Source organism: Lelliottia wanjuensis (assembly GCF_030238365.1).
GTDB classification, from domain to species: domain Bacteria; phylum Pseudomonadota; class Gammaproteobacteria; order Enterobacterales; family Enterobacteriaceae; genus Enterobacter; species Enterobacter wanjuensis.
Genome location: NZ_JASSOT010000064.1, coordinates 309153 through 326491, shown reverse-complemented (window position 1 = coordinate 326491; position 17339 = coordinate 309153). Strand labels below are relative to the sequence as shown.

The window sequence follows — 17339 nt, the reverse complement described above, 5'->3', positions numbered from 1 at the left end:
TTTTTTGTTTTGAGCCTGGCGAGTAGGGTATAAACATTCCAGAAACCCGCATAAATGAGACTCAACATGTCTGATGCCGCCGCGAAAAACATCCTCACGATTTACGACACCCATGCCGGTGCGTTTGCGAAGCTGCGCTCCCGTCATCTGATGGAGAAAAGCTGGCTGGATAAATTCACCCGGCTGGTCGGGGAGGAGGGGACGATTCTGGATATCGGCTGCGGTAACGGGGTGCCGATCGCGGAGCATTTTATCCGCCACGGCTACCAGCTAACGGGCTTCGATGGCGCACCCGGTATGCTGGCGCGCGCGCAGCAGGCGTTTCCCGAACAGCGCTGGTTGAATCTGGATATGCGCCAGATGGCGCTCAATGAGACCTTCGACGGGCTGATCGCCTGGGACAGTTTTTTCCACCTCTCACACGACGATCAGCGTCAGATGTTCCCCATTTTCGCCCGTCACAGCCACTCAGGCAGCGTGTTGATGTTCACCAGCGGGACGGATAACGGTATCGCGATGGGGGAATTTGAGGGCCAGCCGCTGTACCACGCCAGCCTGTCGCCGGATGAATACCGGCAACGGCTGGCGGATAACGGCTTCACGGTCATTGAGGTGATGTTTGAAGATCCGGAGTGCGGCGGGCATTCGGTCTGGCTGTGCCAGCGAAGTTGAAATTGATCATCAGATAATTTTTATTGTTTTACGTCATAACTTCTTGAGCATTCTGGTCCTAATGTGTACCTGATCACTTTCTTTCAATGAGCAATGTAGATGAAAACGAGACCATTTTTGATGGTGCTTTTGGCTACGTGCTGCGTCTTTATGACGGGCAGCGTAATGGCGAAAAGCAATAACGTATCGGATGCGACTGTTAAAGAAAATATCATTACAGAATCCATCGCCTCTTATCCCAGTGTTTGTGCTTGTCCTTTTAATCGGGCAAGGAACGGAAGCTCATGCGGTCGCCGCAGTGCATGGAGCAAGGCCGGAGGGTATGCACCAATCTGTTATAAAAATGAAGTTACGGATGAGATGGTGAAACAATGGCGTGAGCAGAACGAGAGCTAATTAAGATTTAAAGATGTTTTGCCGATACATTAATATAAACCATTATTACGGATAATATATTTAATGGAACAAATCCCTCATGGTTTAGCGGGGAAGTTAATGTCCTTTTTTCAGCAGTGGCCAAAGGATCTGCTTTTATCGGATATCCGCTCAACACCCGTCATATTTCCAGAGCCAGGTGCTCTGCAGCATTTTTTTACCAGACTGGATAAGCCGCTCCTCGCGTTACGCCACGATTCATTCCGTTTTGAACCGTGGCAAGTCGCGGGAATTGGTCACAACGAAGTCCGCAATTCGACGCTATTAGCATGGTTATTGGACCCCGCAGGGAGTCATGGCTTGGGTGATGGCCCACTGGGTGCATTATTGGAAATACTCCACAAACGAAGTGAGGGTAAATTCCCCGCCAAATTCAATCGCTATTGTCGGGTTCAGGTTGAAACAAATCCGACCGGTGATACTCGTAATCGTGTCGATATCGAAATAGATAGCGATGCATTTTTCCTGTTAATCGAGGTCAAAATTCGGGCGGGTGAACAGGAAAACCAAATGCAACGCTACTGTGAAGAGGCTGCCGTAAGGGCGGGAATTCGCCCTTGGGCTGTGGTGTATTTGACCCCTCATGGCGGGGCATCACAAACGGTTGGACCTGACGTTTTACCTGAACATACCCCGGCAATTTCATGGCGACAGCTTGGTTTGGCTTTTGATACTGCAGTATCTGAAACATATCAGGAAATAGCTTCAGCGCAGCCAGTATCAACGGCACGTTTAATGGCGGCCTGTTCGGCAATCAGTTTTATCAATCACATGAATCAACTCTAAATAAGGATATCAAAATGACCTATTACAATGATGAGGAACGTCAGGCGGGTGCGCTGCTTTTTTCTCAGCTGAAGATGTTCAATCAGGCAGCTGTGGTTTTTGAAAATCATATAACCCCTGCGTTCTGCAAAGGATTTGATCAGCGCGTCAAACAGTTTGTTCTGGCAAGCGGATGGCATGGGGAATCAAACATTGAAGACAATAATTATCTCTGGATTTCTCCTGCAAGTTGGTATGTGTCTGAAGACAAATGTAAGTGCTGGTTCGAAAATTATCAGACTGATTGCCGGGAAGAGGACTATCTCCTGGCAGTATTGACCCATAATGCGACCGAAAAAACGACATATGGTTTTCGTCTGACACTGGATAACAGTATTTACGGCGGTGTGCGTAATTTGAAGCACTATGCGAATGAAAAGACTCGCCCAGTGCTCGAGAAATTAGCCGCCATGGGTTTTGAAGATCACGGGAAGGGCAATTTCTTTCTCCCGCTCTGTCTGGATGTTGGGCAACTCTCAGAGTGTTGGCTGGAATATGGCAAATTCCCAGCGGAACATCCTTTGTTCGATCCGCTGACTGACGTGCTGACAAAACTGAAAGACGCTGTGCCGCTTTTCGACGAGATCCTGGTACCGCTGCAAAAGGACTGAACACGCTTGTCGCCCGATTGATCGTACGTTCGGGCGCACCTTTACCCCGCCTCCAGCATCCCAAAACTCACAATCCGCGAACGCCCCAGCTCTTTGGCGCGATACAGCGCCACGTCTGCCGCGCGCAGCAGGTTGTCGCTCTGGGCGTGCTGCGGATAGCTGGCGATGCCGATCGACACATCGACCGGGCCAATCTCCGCCAGGCCGTAGCGCAACGACAACGCGCGAACCCCTTCGTAAATCTCCGTGGCGCAGGCGTGGGCACCTTCTTCACTGATCCCGGCCAGTAGCGCCAGAAACTCTTCCCCGCCGTAGCGGAAGGCGATGCCGTTGTCGCTGACGGCGCGCTGCACAATCGCCGCCACGCTTTTGATCACCTGATCGCCCGCCTCGTGACCAAACCGGTCGTTAATGCTCTTGAAGTGGTCGATATCGATCATCAGGCAGCTTACCGGTTCGTCATTGCGCAGCGCCTGACTCATCAGGGTCTGCATTTTGTCTTCCAGATGATGGCGGTTACGCAGGCCGGTTAACGGGTCGTACAGCGCTTTTTCCAGCAGGGCGTCGCGCAGACGCTGATTCGCCAGCGCCAGCCCGAGCGCTTCGGCCATCAGCTCCAGATAGGCGCGGGACGGCGCGGTCTCCGGGGTGATGTTCTGGAACGAGAGCAAACCGATGGCCTCGCCCTGAGCGATCAGCGGCACGCACAGCGACTGATTCGCCGCTGATTCCGGCAGATGATAGCAGGTGATATCCGGTTCGCCGTTCACCGGCGGATGGCTCTGACCGCGACGCACGGCCCAGCACTCGTCCGGGTGGAACGGGAGCTGTTTCTCATCGTCGATCAGCCACTGCGCGACGCAGCGCATCTGCCAGGGATCGCGGTCGAGGATATAGAGCTGCCCGCCAATGCCCGGCGCGATGTTGGGGGCGAAAAGCTGGGCGACGTTAATTACGTCGGCGAAATTTTCACAGCCCTGCAGGCGCTGAGTCATGCGCGCCAGCAGCTCGCGGATCGCCCAGTCGGCGTCGCGCTCTTTCTCCAGCTGCTGCCGTACCAGGCCGTTCTCGCGGAAGATACGGATCGCCTGCGCCATATCGCCGATCTCGTCGATCTGGTTAAAGTTCGGCGTTTCCACGGCGTAATCCTGCGATGCCAGTCGATGCACGACATCGCTGAGCCGCACCACCGGGCGCAGCACGCGGCGCTTCAAAATAAAACCGAGCACGAACAAAAACAGCAGGGCGGTCAGGCCGACCATCACTTCTGACAGGGTACGCAGGGTGCGGGACGCTTTCGTTGCCTGTTCCACGGCATTCTGGGCGCGGCGATCCAGGATCAGGCGGAAATGGTCGATCTGATTCTGCACCCGATCCAGCTCCTGCTCGTAGGGCTTGCCGTACAGCAGAATGACGGCCTGCCTCTCCTCGCCGCGCGCCATGCTGGCGAGCGCGGCCTGCTGCTCATCCTGCAGCTCATCGGCAACCTGTAATCCTTCATGCAGCAGCGCCAGCTCTTCGCCGGTGGCACCGTTATCTTTGAGCCGCAAAAGGCGCTGATCGATACCTTTAAGTGATTGTTCTTTCTGCTGATACTCCTTCAGCGCATCAGGATCTTTATTCACGACGTACAGGCGCGCCAGATCGGACAGCGACCAGGCGTCGGTTTCGACCTCCTCGGTCAGCTGATCGAAAATCTGCCGCTGCTCAACGGCCCGACGCTCGGCGTTATCGGCATTCGAGGCCATCAGCATGACCACGCCGGAGGCGAGTGTCAGGCACACCGTGGCACCGTAGGCCCAGTTGGTTATGGTGGCAATTCGCACCTGTTGGATCCTTTTCAGCCATAAGTGGGATAGCGTTACTGGAATTATAGGAAACGCCTGATTTTGCGTGACAAAAAAAGGTGGCCTGTGGCTATTGCTGGTCAGTTAAGTATCTGAGGTTGTTCCGTTCACCTTATGTTTAGCAGAATATAATCGCGTCACAACCTGTGAACGTGCAAAGGGGGCTACGCGGCCCCCTTTGCAATCCCCGCGCCCCGCCATGAAATCGGTGCTTCGCACTGCGCTCACCTCCCGGCCCGCTGCCTGCGGTCGGCTCGACTCGACTTCCTGTCTCGTTTCGCCTCTGGCCGCCATCCCTGGCGTCCAGCCCTTGTCATCCGGCCTTCGGTTCGCCGATTTCAGCGGGGACCCACACCGGTGCCACATTCAGACAGCTGTGAAGGTTGAGGGAGCGGGAGTCCGGCTGAAAATCGCTGAGGCGTTGACTGGAGGTAGGGGCGACGCACAGGGATGTGCGTCGAGGGCGCGACTTACAGGGATGTTACCTGCGCCCGTCCCCGTCAGCCGGAAGGAATAAGACGAAGGCACCGCGAAGCGGCGATTTTCTTTGCCGGGAGCCGGGGTTGCCAGGGTGGTGGCGATTGAGCCACCCTGGCACGTTCACCGCAGAGAGATGGACCGGAAGCAGAGGAATGAAAGTGAACGGAACGATTCCACCGATGCCCTAAAGATCTTGGGCAAGCAATAGGCCAATGGCCGCCTGTTTGCTATTTATCATCCGGGATTCACAGATCGGGAGGATTTCTCCCTTCTTCGATGAAAGCCTCATCGATTTCGTCTACGTTCCCCGCGTGGTCGCGCCCGGAGAGCAAATTCCAGCAGGCGATAAACAGCGCCGCCACCAGCGGGCCGATGACAAATCCGTTGATGCCGTAGATTTCCATCCCGCCGAGAGTCGAGATCAGGATCAGGTAGTCCGGCATTTTGGTGTCTTTCCCGACCAGCAGCGGACGCAGGATGTTATCCACCAGCCCGACGATAATCACGAAGAAGCCGACGATAAAGAACCCTTGCCACAGCTGCTGGGTGGCGAACAGGAAGATGGCGGCGGGCACCCAGATAATCGCCGAGCCGACGGCGGGGATGAGCGACAGGAACGCCATCAGCGCGCCCCACAGTACGCTGCCGTCGATGCCGGCAATGTAGAAGGCGATCCCGCCCAGAATCCCCTGAACGACCGCTACCACGGCGGTGCCTTTGACGGTGGCACGCGAGACGGCGGCGAATTTGGCAAACAGATGCTGCTTAACAAAATCCGACAGCGGCAGCGAATCGAGGATCTGGCGCACCAGCCACGGCCCGTCTTTAAGCAGGAAAAACAGCAGGTAGATCATCACGCCGAAGCTCACCGCAAAGCCAAACGTCCCTTTGCCGATCAGGAAGGCGCTGCCTGCCAGATACTGTCCGCCTTTCAGGGCGACGTCAGACAGCTTTTGCTGGATCTGGGCCGCGTTATCCAGATTGTGCTCGACGAGGAAGTTCCGCGCCCAGTCCGGCAGATGGGCAAACAGGCTCGCCACCACCTCCGGGAACTGCGGGTTGGTGTGCTGAAGCTTGGTGTACACCACGTTCAGCTCGATGGCCAGCGACGAGAGGATCACCACCAGCGGCGTAAAGACGATCAGGCAGATCACCACCAGCGTAAGCAGCGACGCCACGCCGTTGCGCTCGCCAACCCAGCCGCGCAGTTTGTTTTTCACCGGATGGAAAATCACGGCCAGAATCGACGCCCAGAGCACGGCGGAGAAGTAGGGCGCGAGGATGTCAAAGAAAGCCACTGAGACAATGGCGAGAATAAGAATGAAGAAACCTTTAGTCAGTCCGTTAAAGCGCATTAGCGAGTCCTGGTGGCTAAGAAACAGAGTCGACTATAGAACCCTTTGGCAGATTTACCAATTTTGTTGGGTGGATCACATTGCTGCCGTGAAAGAAGCCGGGCTGCGCCTTACCCGGCCTACCAAACCCGGTCAATCCGCAGGCCCGGCAACGAGCGCATGAGTTCATCGCCTGCAGATACCACTTTCGACTGACCGAAGAGGTCAGCACCTCGCGCCATGCTGTAAGTATCTGCCTGTGGAGGTGCTTATGGCCTGGCGACCGATTCTCTACGTCATTCTCACGAATCACCCTCGTCTCAGCGCGCGGCGCGCCCGGCTGCGGCTGGTTCACGGCTAGCTTTTTGTTAACAATCACGGTATAACGAACCTTCTTTGGATGTTTAGATGTCCATACGTTTAGAAGGTAATATGAAAACAGAACAAGACAATGGGCAGCTAAAACGCACCATGAAAACCCGCCACCTGATTATGCTTTCGCTGGGTGGCGTGATTGGGACAGGGTTGTTTTTCAATACGGGTTACATCATTTCCACCACCGGAGCCGCCGGGACGCTGCTGGCGTATCTCATCGGCGCGCTGGTGGTGTGGCTGGTGATGCAGTGCCTGGGCGAACTCTCCGTGGCGATGCCGGAGACCGGGGCGTTTCACGTCTATGCCGCGCGCTATCTCGGTCCGGCGACCGGGTATACGGTGGCGTGGCTGTACTGGCTCACCTGGACAGTGGCGCTTGGCTCGAGCTTTACCGCCGCCGGATTTTGTATGCAGTACTGGTTCCCGCAGGTGCCGGTATGGATCTGGTGCGTGGTGTTCTGCGCCGTCATTTTTGCCCTCAACGTCATCTCCACGCGCTTTTTTGCCGAAGGGGAATTCTGGTTCTCGCTGGTGAAAGTCATCACCATCATCGCCTTTATTATTCTCGGCGGGGCGGCAATCTTTGGCTTTATCCCAATGCAGGACGGCTCACCCGCGCCGGGGCTGGCGAACCTCACCGCGGAAGGCTGGTTCCCGCACGGCGGTTTGCCGATCCTGATGACCATGGTGGCGGTTAACTTTGCCTTCTCCGGGACCGAGCTTATCGGCATCGCGGCGGGTGAAACGCAGAACCCGCACAAGGTGATCCCGGTGGCCATCCGCACTACCATCGCGCGCTTAATCATTTTCTTTATCGGCACCGTGTTTGTGCTGGCGGCGCTGATCCCGATGCAGCAGGCGGGCGTCGAAAAAAGCCCGTTCGTACTGGTGTTCGAGAAAGTCGGCATTCCCTATGCGGCGGATATTTTTAACTTCGTGATCCTGACGGCGATCCTCTCGGCGGCCAACTCGGGTTTGTATGCGTCGGGGCGCATGTTGTGGTCGCTCTCCAATGAAAAGACGCTGCCGCGCTGCTTTGCCCGCGTCAATAAAAACGGCGTCCCGCTGACGGCGATTTCCGTGAGTATGCTCGGCGGCGTGCTGGCGCTGTTCTCCAGCGTCATCGCGCCAGACACGGTGTTTGTCGCGCTCTCTGCCATTTCCGGTTTTGCGGTGGTGGCAGTGTGGATAAGCATCTGCGCCTCGCATTTTATGTTCCGCCGCCGTCATCTTCAGGCCGGGAAACCGCTGGCTGATATACAGTATCGCGCGCCCTGGTATCCCCTGGTGCCGGTACTGGGATTTGTGCTGTGCCTGGTGGCCTGCATCGGGCTGGCGTTTGACCCGACCCAGCGCATCGCCCTTTACTGCGGGCTGCCGTTTGTCGCGTTGTGTTATGGTGCGTACTACCTGACTCAAACCCCGAAAACCCAGGAGCCTGAACATGTCGCAGAATAATCCGCTTACCGCCCTCCTTGAAACACAGCCATTTATCGTGCTGGACGGAGCGATGGCGACGGAGCTGGAAGCGCGCGGTTGCCACCTGGCCGACAGCCTGTGGTCCGCCAAAGTGCTGGTGGAAAACCCGGAGCTTATCCGCGAAGTGCATCTCGACTACTTCCGCGCCGGGGCGCAGGTGGCGATCACCGCCAGCTATCAGGCGACGGCGGCGGGTTTTGCCGCACGCGGCTATGACGAGGCGCAATCTCGTGCGCTGATCGGCAAAAGCGTGGAGCTGGCGCGCAAGGCACGGGAAGCGTATCTGGCGGAAAATCCGCAGGCGGGCACGCTGCTGGTAGCCGGATCGGTCGGGCCGTACGGTGCGTATCTGGCGGACGGTTCGGAGTATCGCGGGGATTACGTTCGCAGTGCGGCGGAGTTTAGTGAGTTTCATCGTTCGCGAGTGGAAGCCCTGCTGGACGCCGGGGCCGATCTGCTGGCCTGCGAAACCCTGCCGTCCTTTGCGGAGATCAAAGCCCTGGCGGAACTGCTGACTGGCTATCCGCGCGCGAAGGCGTGGTTTTCGTTTACCCTGCGCGACAGCGAGCATCTGAGCGACGGTACGCCGCTGCGTGACGTGGTGGCAACGCTTGCAGATTATCCGCAGATTGTGGCGCTGGGGATTAACTGTATCGCCCTGGAAAACACCACGGCGGCGATAGAACATCTGCACACCCTGACTGCGCTGCCGCTGGTGGTCTATCCAAATTCCGGTGAGCATTACGACGCGGTGAGTAAAACCTGGCACCATCACGGTGAGGCTTGTGAGACGCTGGCGGGGTATTTGCCGCAGTGGGTTGCAGCAGGAGCGAAGCTGATCGGCGGGTGCTGTCGCACGACGCCGAAGGATATTGCTGAGCTTAAAGCTTTGCGCTGAACATCGCCGGGTGGCGGCTGCGCCTTACCCGGCCTACAAAACTGCGCTGAACATCGCCGGGTGGCGGCTACGCCTTACCCGGCCTACAGGTAAGAAGGCCGCACCGAACAGTCCCCTCTCCCCTATGGGGAGAGGGTTAGGGTGAGGGGGAAGGTGCGCGCTGGTGCCCTCACCCCGGCCCTCTCCCACAGGGAGAGGGAGCAAACCCTAGGCCGCATCCGCCAAAACAAACATCCCGTACGGATGGATCTCCAGGTAATAATTTTCCCCTTCGTTCGGCTGCAGACGCGTGGCGTTGACCTGCAGCAAAATCTCCTGCCCGTGCCACTCCACAATCACCTCGTACTGCGGTCCCATGTAGGCGACGTGCCGGATAGTGCAGCGCTGGCTCTCTTCGCCACGCTCGCTCAGAGTGATCGCCTCCGGGCGTACGCCGACGGAGCCTTCTCCGTCTTGCGCAAAATGCATCGGACGCGGCAGACGATACCCGTGGATCTCGACGAAATCCTCGCTAAAACGCGCCGGGAACAGGTTGGCGTCGCCCATAAAGCTCGCCATGAAGCGTGACGCGGGCTGGCGATAGAGATCCTGCGGCGAACCGATCTGCATGATGTTGCCTTTGTTCATCACCAGCACCGTATCCGACACCGCAAACGCCTCGCTCTGATCGTGGGTCACGTACAGCGAGGTGATGTTGAACTGCTTTTGCAGCTCGCGGATCTTGTCGCGCATGCTGCGGCGCAGGTTGGCGTCGAGGTTGCTCAGCGGCTCATCAAAAAGCAGCACTTTCGGTTTCAGGATCAGGGCGCGCGCCAGGGCCACGCGCTGCTGCTGGCCGCCGGAGATCTGATCGACGTAGCGATCTTCAAACCCCTCCAGATCGACCATCGCCAGCGCCTCTTTCACCCGCGCTTTGGTTTCTGCGCGCGACACGCCGAGCATTTTCAGCCCGTAGCCGACGTTCTCACCGAGCGACATGTGCGGGAACAGGGCGTAAGACTGGAACACCATGCAGATATCACGCTGCTGGATGGAACGGTGCGTCACATCCTCGCCATCAATCAGAATCTGCCCTTCCGTCGGTTTTTCCAGCCCGGCGACCAGGCGCAGGACGGTGGTTTTGCCGCACCCGGACGGGCCGAGGAGCGTCACCATCTGTCCCTGCGGGATTGCCAGGTTGATGTTCTCGATAACGGTATTAGTCCCGAAGCGCTTGGTGACATTGCGCAGTTCAACGAAATGTTTCTGAGTCATAGTGTTACGCCTGGTTTTTGGCTTTAGAGCGGGAGGTGCGTGCCTCGCCGATCAGCCAGTCAAAGAGGAAAATGATCGCCAGCATGACCACAATCAGGATCGAGCCGTAGGCAATCGCCACGCCATATTCGCCGTCTTCCACGCGGTTCAGGATGTAGGCTGTCGCCACTCGGGTATCCGGCGTGACGAGGAACACAATGGCGCTGACGGTGGTAATGGCGCGCACGAAGCTGTAGATCAGCGCCGACAGGATCGCCGGGCGCAGCAGCGGCAGCAGAATGTGGGTAATGGTGCGCAGGGATCCGGCGCGCAGGCTGAGGGATGCCTCGTCCAGCGACTTATCGATCTGACCTAATCCCGCAATCCCGGCGCGAATGCCGACCGGCACGTTACGCATCACCATCGAAATAATCACAATCGCCGCGGTACCGGTGAGGTAAACCGGCGCGCTGTTAAAGGCCAGAATATAAGAGACACCCGCTACCGTGCCCGGTACGGCGAAGCACAGCATGGTGGTGAACTCGATGGTCTTTTTGCCTTTAAACTGCTGGCGCACCACCACCCAGGCGATCAGCAGGCCAAAACCGGCGGTGATCGGCGCGGCAATCCCGGCGTAAAGCAGGGTGTCGAGCAGCGAAGGCCATGCGCCGTCGCTCATTCCCTGGCCGAACAGCTTGATAAAGTTATCCAGCGTCAGGGTGTAATCCACGCCCCAGTTAACGGTGAAGCTGCCGTAGAAAATGCTGCCGTAGAGCAGGGCGTTAAAGACGATCCACACCGCCAGCAGGGCGACCACGCTCCACACCAGCGTCACCGGCAGCGGTTGCACGTCGCCACGGTAGGATTTACCGGAGACGGTGACGTACGACCGTTTGCCGATCCACATGTACTGGATGCAGAACACCAGCAGCGAGAAGACCAGCAGGAACGCGCCGAGGGTACTGGCGGCCTGATAATCCAGCTGCGAGCCGGTGATGTAGAAGTAGATTTGCGTCGCTAAGACGTCGAAGTTGCCGCCAAGCACCAGCGGGTTACTGAAGTCGGCGAGCGACTGGACGATCACGATCAAAAACGCATTCGCCAGCGCCGGTTTCAGCAGCGGGACGAAGACGCCGTTAAAGGTCTGCCAGCGGCTGGCGCGCAGGGTGTAAGAGGCCTCTTCCAGCGAGGGATGAATGGTTTTGATCGCCCCGTCGAGGATCATAAACGCCATCGGGGTGAACGCCAGCACCTGCGCCAGCCAGATGCCGGTGAAGCCGTACAGCCAGTTGGTGTTGGTCAGGCCGAACCAGTCGACCATCAGCTCGGTGACATACCCGGAGCGGCCCATCATCAGCGTCACGCCTAAGCCGACCACGAACGGCGGGGTGACGATCGGCAGGATCGAGAAGATGCGCCCGATGATGGCGCTGCGTTTGGCGATGCGGGTGGTGTAAATCGCCAGCACCAGCCCGAAGAAGGTACAGCCGATGCCAACGGCAATCGACAGCAGCACCGAGTTGATGATCACCTGCACGATGTGCGCCTGCGACAGCACGGTCATAAAGGCCAGCGGGGCGAACTCGCCCGCGTCGTTGGTGAACATCGGAATGAAAATGGCGATACTCGGCCAGACGATAAAGATGCCGATCAGCGCCACGATGGTAATCAGCGAGCCAATCACAAAGCGGTCGCCGCCCAGCCACTCCAGCCGCGTCAGCGCCAGGGTCATGATCGCGCCGAGAGCCACGAACAGCACGATAGTGGCAAAACCTAAACCGCGTCCTTCCACCGTCGCGCTGATGACGATAAAGGCCATGCACAGCAGCGCCCAGCCCGCGTCGAGGTAGTGGCGGCTACGCTGCTCGCGCTTCGCTTCGTTAAACGGCCGCACCAGCAGCAGGCTCGGCAACAGATACCACAGCCAACTGATATTGAAGTGGGACCAGCTGTAGGCGTCGAGAATTTCTTCGCGCGTCGACTCCAGCAGGCCGTAATCCAGGCTCCAGCTTGGCAGCAGCGCAAACGCCACCCAGCCAAGTAAAACCCAAAGGAATACCGCATCCCGTTTTTTGACGGGATGAAGAGCGAGTGTGTGTGACATAAGTTTTCCGGGTGTTGAGGAAAATGTAGGCCGGGTAAGGCGCAGCCGCCACCCGGCATTGACCACTTATCGCAGGCTTATTTACCCATCTTCACGTCGCTGACCCATTTGTTGATCAGAGCCTTGCGCACATCCGTTGAGCCGTACTTGTCCATGTCGTAGCTGATCAGCTTCAGGTCGTCGAGCTTGAGGGAGTTCGGCGAGGTCTCGGCGGTGGTATTGGTCAGGATCTGGTAAGACTTGCCTTTCTTCCACGCCAGCTCCTGAGCCTCTTTCGACAGCACCCAGTCGACGAACAGCTTCGCGTTCTCTTCGTTGCGCGCGCCTTTCAGGATGCTGACGCCGCCGATCTCATACCCGGTACCTTCGCACGGCGAGATCAGCTCCAGCGGGGCGCCCTGTTCTTTTTCCAGCGAGTAGTCGTGCAGGAAGCCAATGCCGATAGCCGTTTCACCGCGTGCGGCGTTACGCGCCGGGGCGATGCCGGATTTGGTGTACTGAGAGACGTTGCCGTTAAGCTGTTTCAGGTAGTCGAACGCCTGATCTTCTCCCCACAGCTGCACGAAGGTTGCAAGCGCTGTATAAGCGGTGCCGGAGCTTTGCGGATCGGCGATCTGGATCTCGCCCTTGTATTCCGGTTTGGTCAGATCTTTCCAGCACTTCGGTACCGGCAGGTTTTTCTCTTTCAGGCGCTGGGTGTTGACGCCAAAGCCCAGAATACCGACGTAAACGGCGGAGGAGAGGTTGCCTTTCACCTTGGCCGGATCGCGGAATTTCTCCATGATCTGCTCAAGATTTTTCGATTTGTACGGCTGCAACAGCCCCATTTCACCGGCCTGAGACTGCGGGTCCAGCGTGCCGCCGTACCAGACGTCCGCCTGCGGGTTTTTCTTCTCAGCATCGACTTTCGCCAGCGTACTGCCGGAGCCGTTGCGGATGAATGAGGTTTTGACGTCGTACTTATCGCCGAAGGCTTTGGTTTCGGCCTCGCACATTTCGTTGGTGGCGCTGCAGTAAACCACCAGACGGCCTTTGGCCTGCGCGGCACCGGTTAAGGTGGCGAGCGCGATCCCGGAAGCAATGAGGGTAGAGAGAAGCGTTGTTTTCATTATTCAGCCCTTTTAAGACGTTATGTGACTGCGAGAAGCGGTGATGCCCGACATCAGCAGCGGCATCAGTAATAAACCCATCAATACGGCGGCGATGGAGAGCAAACTGAACATCCCCGACCAGCCGTAACGTTCAATCACCAGCGACAGAGGCCATCCGGCCAGCGACGCTCCCAGATAGGCAAAGACGCCGAGAAAACCGGTGATCGAGCCTGCCGCCTGTTTATGCCCGCATTCGACGGCGGCAAGACCAATCAGCATTTGCGGGCCGAAGACAAAAAATCCGACCGCAAAAAAGCACATCGCCAGCAGGGCGTAGTGGTGAACCGGCGCCAGCCAGAGGGCGGCGACGGAGACCATCAGGCCCAGCGTGAAGAGCAAAATCATCGGCGCACGTTGCCCGCTGAACAGCAGATCCGACCCCCATCCGGCGAACAGCGCGCCGAGCAAACCGCCGACCTCAAACAGCATCACCGTCGCGTTGGCGCTGAGCAGATTGACGCCGTGGCTTTCCGACAGCCAGATGTTGCCCCAGTCGTTGAGCGCAATGCGGATCAGATACACCAGCACATAGGACGCGCCGAGCAGCCAGATCATCGGATTTTGCAGCATGGTGGTGCGTAACATCTGCCACAAACCCATCGGCGGACTTTGCTGCTCCTGGCGCAACTCCAGCGGATCGTTGCGCCACTCCCCGACCGTTGGCAGACCCTCTTCCTGCGGTGTCCCCCGCAGCTGTGTGGTCAGCCAAATGCCGAGCACAATGCTGATAATCCCCGGTGTCAGCATCGCGGCCTGCCAGCCCCAGAGATGGGCGGCAAGGGCACAAATCAGCGGAATAATCGCCCCACCGATATTGATGGAGGTATTCCAGCATCCCCACCAGAAGCCGCGCTCGTTGCGCGAATACCAGTGGGTGAGCAGGCGCGCGCAGGGCGGCCAGCCCCATCCCTGAAAGAATCCGTTCAGCGTCCAGATGAACAGCAGCAGGCCAAACGAATCGCTGAAGGTAAACAGCACGTTCAGCACGCCGGTGGCCAGCAGGCCGATCCCCATAAACGCCCGCTGTCCGTGGCGGTCGTGCCACAGTCCGGCGGCAAATTTCGACAGTCCGTAGCTCAGATAAAACAGCGAGCCGATAAGCCCGATGTCGCTTTTGCTCAGCCCCAAATCCATTTGCAGCGCGGGCAGGATGTAGTTGACGCTTTTGCGCGTCAGGTAAAACGCCGCGTAGCCGACGGCCATGCACAGCAACAGGCGTGGGCGCAGGGCCCGATAGCGTTGAGAAATCTCTTCAGCAGACAGTGCGTGCATGGCGTTCTCCGTTTGAGCTGACTGTAGGGAAGTGCAAGGCAAAAGGGATGAGAGAAAGTCTGGAGTGGCTAAGACTTTTTCCTGGTTAGCGCGGTGTTTGTTGCAAAATTGTGGGCAGGTTAACAATTACGCGGGTGCCGCCCTGGGATTCCAGCGTGAATTCCCCGCCGAGAGCGTGAACGCGCTCGCGCATCCCCTGAATGCCAAAGCCGGGCGTGTTATCCGGCTGAATGCCGCTGCCGTTGTCCGACACGTCGAGGATCAGACGATGATTTTGCTGGCGCAGTACGATCCTCACTTCGCTGGCGTCCGCGTGTTTGCTGACGTTATTCAGCAGCTCCTGCAGCAGGCGATAGAGGGTAAAGACCAGGGTTTCGTTTTGCGGCGGGGCGTCCAGCTGCCAGTCAAAACGGCAGGTAATGCCGCGCTCAGGGAAGGCGAATTCGTTCACCAGATGGTGCAACGCCTCTTTCAGCGACAGCTCGTCGAGCACCGGTGGACGCAGCTGGCGCAACAGCTGGCGGGTGGAGTGGTGAATACGCCGCGCCAGCTCGTTGATCTGCCCGGCGGCTTCGACCGCCAGCGGGGTATCTCCCGCGCGTTTCACCAGCTGGGACTGGATCTGAATCGCCGTGATGTTCTGGCCGATTTCGTCGTGCAGCTCGCGGGCCAGGTGCTTGCGGGTGTCCTCTTCGGTGTGGATCAGCTTTTCGGTGAGCTCACGCCGGGCCTGCAGCTCCGCTTCCAGCCTGCGGCGATAGTGGTCGAGATTCAGCGCCAGCTGCTGCTGGCGGCTGATGGCGATCCCCAGCCCAATCCCGAGCAGCGACTGGGTGGCGAGAAAAATCTCCAGCTCCAGCAGATCCGTAAACCCGACGCCCACCTGACGGGCAATGGTGATCATCATGCTGCCGAGCAGCCCGGAGAGCACGCCGCCCTGCCAGCCAAATTTCCACGCCATCACCACGTTCGGCAGGAAGACCACAATCAGCAGCAGCCGCTCCAGAGCGGGGGAGAGCACCATCTGCGTGCCAATACCGATGATGAAAAACAGGCTGCACCAGATGATCAGCGAGGTGCGCAGGGGCGGGTTGGTGGTGTCCAGCCTGAGGAGATGATACCGGTGCTGCTGGCGTAAAAATTCAAACACCAGATAGACAAAGGGCGTCAGCAGAACGCCGCCGGTAAACGACGCCAGCCCGAGCAGCGTGGCGGGGCTTTGCAGAAACGGCGCGAGGAGCAGAGTTTGCAGCAGGGCGTTGACGCTCACCGCCGCAATCAGCAGCGACAGCCGCTGCCAGTAAAGGGGAAAACGGCGCCAGTAGCGTTGCACGGCGTAAGCCGGGAACAGCCCGAGCACAGGGGCGGCCAGCATCAGATAGCTGGTCAGTAATTGCTCACTGTGCAGCCACAACATCGCGGCCAGCGTCGGCAACACCACCGCAGGCCAGAAGCGGCGCGAGAGAAGAATTAATAGCGCCAGATAGACGCCCTGCGGCAGGAACAGCACCGCCTGCTGGCCGTTGTGGGTGAGATAAAAACTCAGCGTCCACAGCATCAGCCAGCCGGTTCCCCAGGCCAGCATAATGAACAGGGAGAGGACAATGTGCCGCAGGGAGCGCCGCATCAGTGGCCCGTCAGCAGCTGATGGTCGAGGGCGAAATGCACCAGCTCAATAGTGCTGCTGCACTGTAATTTCCCCAGCACGTTGGCGCGATGCACGTGAACGGTTTTATGGCTCAGCTCGAGAGTAAAGGCGATGGCTTTGACGCTTTCGCCTTTCACCAGCAGGTCGAACACTTCCCGCTCGCGCGGGGTGAGGACATCCAGCACTTTCGACACCGGCTGGCCGCCGCGCAGGGCTTTCACCGCGTCGGCGCAGAGATAGTGGCCGCCCATGCCGACGGAGCGCACCGCCTGCACCAGCTCTTCCGGGCCGCAACGTTTGGTGAGATATCCGCTGGCCCCGGCGTCGAGTGCGCTTTGCACAAAGGCGGGGGTGTCATAGATGCTCAGAATGATGGCGCGAAACGCCGGGCGCTGCTGGCGCAGACGTTTGAGCAGGCTCAGCCCGTTTTCATCGGGCATGGCGACATCCAGCACCGCGACGTCAATATCACTGTGCGTTAATGCAGGCCAGGCGTCGGCCGCGCAGCTGTACTGGCCTTCGACCACCAGGTCGTCTTCCAGATTTAAAAGCTGCGCAAAACCAGACCGCACTACCACATGGTCATCCACCAGCACCACTTTGATCATTGCTTATTTCTCTTACCGAAGTTGATATCCATGATGCCTGTTGCGCCGGGCGTGGCAATAAGCTGAGCGCGGTTATGTAACCTGTGTAACAAAAATGCAATAAATTAAAAACCTTTGCCAATATCCCTGCCGATATCAGGGCAGGGCGTGGGTATTGTCTTTTTCAGTGGGCGGAAACAGAGGCACGTTAATATATGAATCAATTTGTCTGTTTATTGACATGGTGTGAAAACAGGTGACGGAGATGTAACGCATTGCTGCTGCGAATAGTGATTTTACCTCTGCCTGCCGCGGCATAATCATTATCTTGTGGTTCAATAACCTATTATTTCATGTTTCGTTAGTATTAAAATCTAATTCTCGGTTC

Annotated in this window: 14 protein-coding genes; 6 read left to right on the top strand and 8 right to left on the bottom strand. The window is 57.9% G+C overall.

Going from position 1 to position 17339, the window contains the following annotated elements; all coding sequences use genetic code 11:
- The first annotated feature begins 66 nt into the window (after window positions 1–66).
- The 4 genes from QQF33_RS17860 to QQF33_RS17845 all read left to right on the top strand — a co-directional run bounded on the left by QQF33_RS17860 (window position 67) and on the right by QQF33_RS17845 (window position 2543).
- Window positions 67–672, top strand: a complete 606-nt coding sequence (locus tag QQF33_RS17860) for a class I SAM-dependent DNA methyltransferase (protein ID WP_285149879.1) — start codon at window positions 67–69, stop codon at window positions 670–672.
- Window positions 673–771: 99 nt separating this feature from the next.
- Entirely contained in the window at window positions 772–1068 is a 297-nt protein-coding gene (locus QQF33_RS17855) for a hypothetical protein (protein WP_285149880.1), read from the top strand.
- Window positions 1069–1131: 63 nt separating this feature from the next.
- Window positions 1132–1893: a PDDEXK-like family protein gene (locus tag QQF33_RS17850; RefSeq protein WP_285149881.1), complete on the top strand. Its 762-nt coding sequence runs from the start codon at window positions 1132–1134 to the stop codon at window positions 1891–1893.
- A 14-nt stretch (window positions 1894–1907) separates the two neighbouring features.
- The gene (locus tag QQF33_RS17845; protein WP_285149882.1) at window positions 1908–2543 is read left to right on the top strand and encodes a hypothetical protein; all 636 of its coding nucleotides are present in this window, start codon (window positions 1908–1910) and stop codon (window positions 2541–2543) included.
- 41 nt (window positions 2544–2584) lie between these two features.
- Here the strand turns inward: QQF33_RS17845 and QQF33_RS17840 are convergent, their stop codons facing one another.
- Both QQF33_RS17840 and QQF33_RS17835 read right to left on the bottom strand, forming a co-directional pair.
- Complete coding sequence (locus QQF33_RS17840; RefSeq protein WP_285149883.1) at window positions 2585–4369, bottom strand: diguanylate cyclase; 1785 nt, start codon at window positions 4367–4369, stop codon at window positions 2585–2587.
- A gap of 746 nt (window positions 4370–5115) precedes the next feature.
- Window positions 5116–6225 carry an AI-2E family transporter gene (locus QQF33_RS17835; RefSeq protein ID WP_282492698.1) on the bottom strand — a complete coding sequence of 370 codons (1110 nt, stop codon included), beginning with the start codon at window positions 6223–6225 and terminating at the stop codon, window positions 5116–5118.
- 411 nt (window positions 6226–6636) lie between these two features.
- Here QQF33_RS17835 and mmuP point away from each other — a divergent pair, with 411 nt between their 5' ends.
- Both mmuP and mmuM read left to right on the top strand, forming a co-directional pair.
- Complete coding sequence (gene mmuP / locus QQF33_RS17830) at window positions 6637–8037, top strand: S-methylmethionine permease (protein ID WP_285158348.1); 1401 nt, start codon at window positions 6637–6639, stop codon at window positions 8035–8037.
- Window positions 8024–8956, top strand: a complete 933-nt coding sequence (gene mmuM, locus QQF33_RS17825) for a homocysteine S-methyltransferase (protein ID WP_285158347.1) — start codon at window positions 8024–8026, stop codon at window positions 8954–8956. Before mmuP ends, mmuM begins: the two co-directional genes overlap by 14 nt.
- Window positions 8957–9163: 207 nt before the next feature.
- Here mmuM and fbpC read toward each other — a convergent pair whose 3' ends face one another.
- The 6 genes from fbpC to QQF33_RS17795 all read right to left on the bottom strand — a co-directional run bounded on the left by fbpC (window position 9164) and on the right by QQF33_RS17795 (window position 16972).
- Window positions 9164–10210 (bottom strand): ferric ABC transporter ATP-binding protein, encoded by a 1047-nt coding sequence (gene fbpC / locus QQF33_RS17820; protein ID WP_282492695.1) that lies wholly within the window; start codon window positions 10208–10210, stop codon window positions 9164–9166.
- Between the two features lie 4 nt (window positions 10211–10214).
- Window positions 10215–12293 (bottom strand): ABC transporter permease, encoded by a 2079-nt coding sequence (locus tag QQF33_RS17815; RefSeq protein WP_285158346.1) that lies wholly within the window; start codon window positions 12291–12293, stop codon window positions 10215–10217.
- 77 nt (window positions 12294–12370) lie between these two features.
- A complete protein-coding gene (locus QQF33_RS17810) occupies window positions 12371–13402 on the bottom strand; it encodes an ABC transporter substrate-binding protein (RefSeq protein ID WP_063135461.1) in 1032 nt (343 codons plus the stop codon).
- A 12-nt stretch (window positions 13403–13414) separates the two neighbouring features.
- Window positions 13415–14716: an MFS transporter family glucose-6-phosphate receptor UhpC gene (gene uhpC / locus QQF33_RS17805; protein WP_285149887.1), complete on the bottom strand. Its 1302-nt coding sequence runs from the start codon at window positions 14714–14716 to the stop codon at window positions 13415–13417.
- A gap of 85 nt (window positions 14717–14801) precedes the next feature.
- Window positions 14802–16343 carry an MASE1 domain-containing sensor histidine kinase gene (locus QQF33_RS17800; RefSeq protein WP_285158345.1) on the bottom strand — a complete coding sequence of 514 codons (1542 nt, stop codon included), beginning with the start codon at window positions 16341–16343 and terminating at the stop codon, window positions 14802–14804.
- On the bottom strand, window positions 16343–16972 hold the full coding sequence (locus QQF33_RS17795; RefSeq protein WP_285158344.1) for a response regulator transcription factor: 630 nt from the start codon (window positions 16970–16972) through the stop codon (window positions 16343–16345). The genes QQF33_RS17800 and QQF33_RS17795 overlap by 1 nt, the downstream gene beginning before the upstream one ends.
- Window positions 16973–17339: the final 367 nt, after the last annotated feature.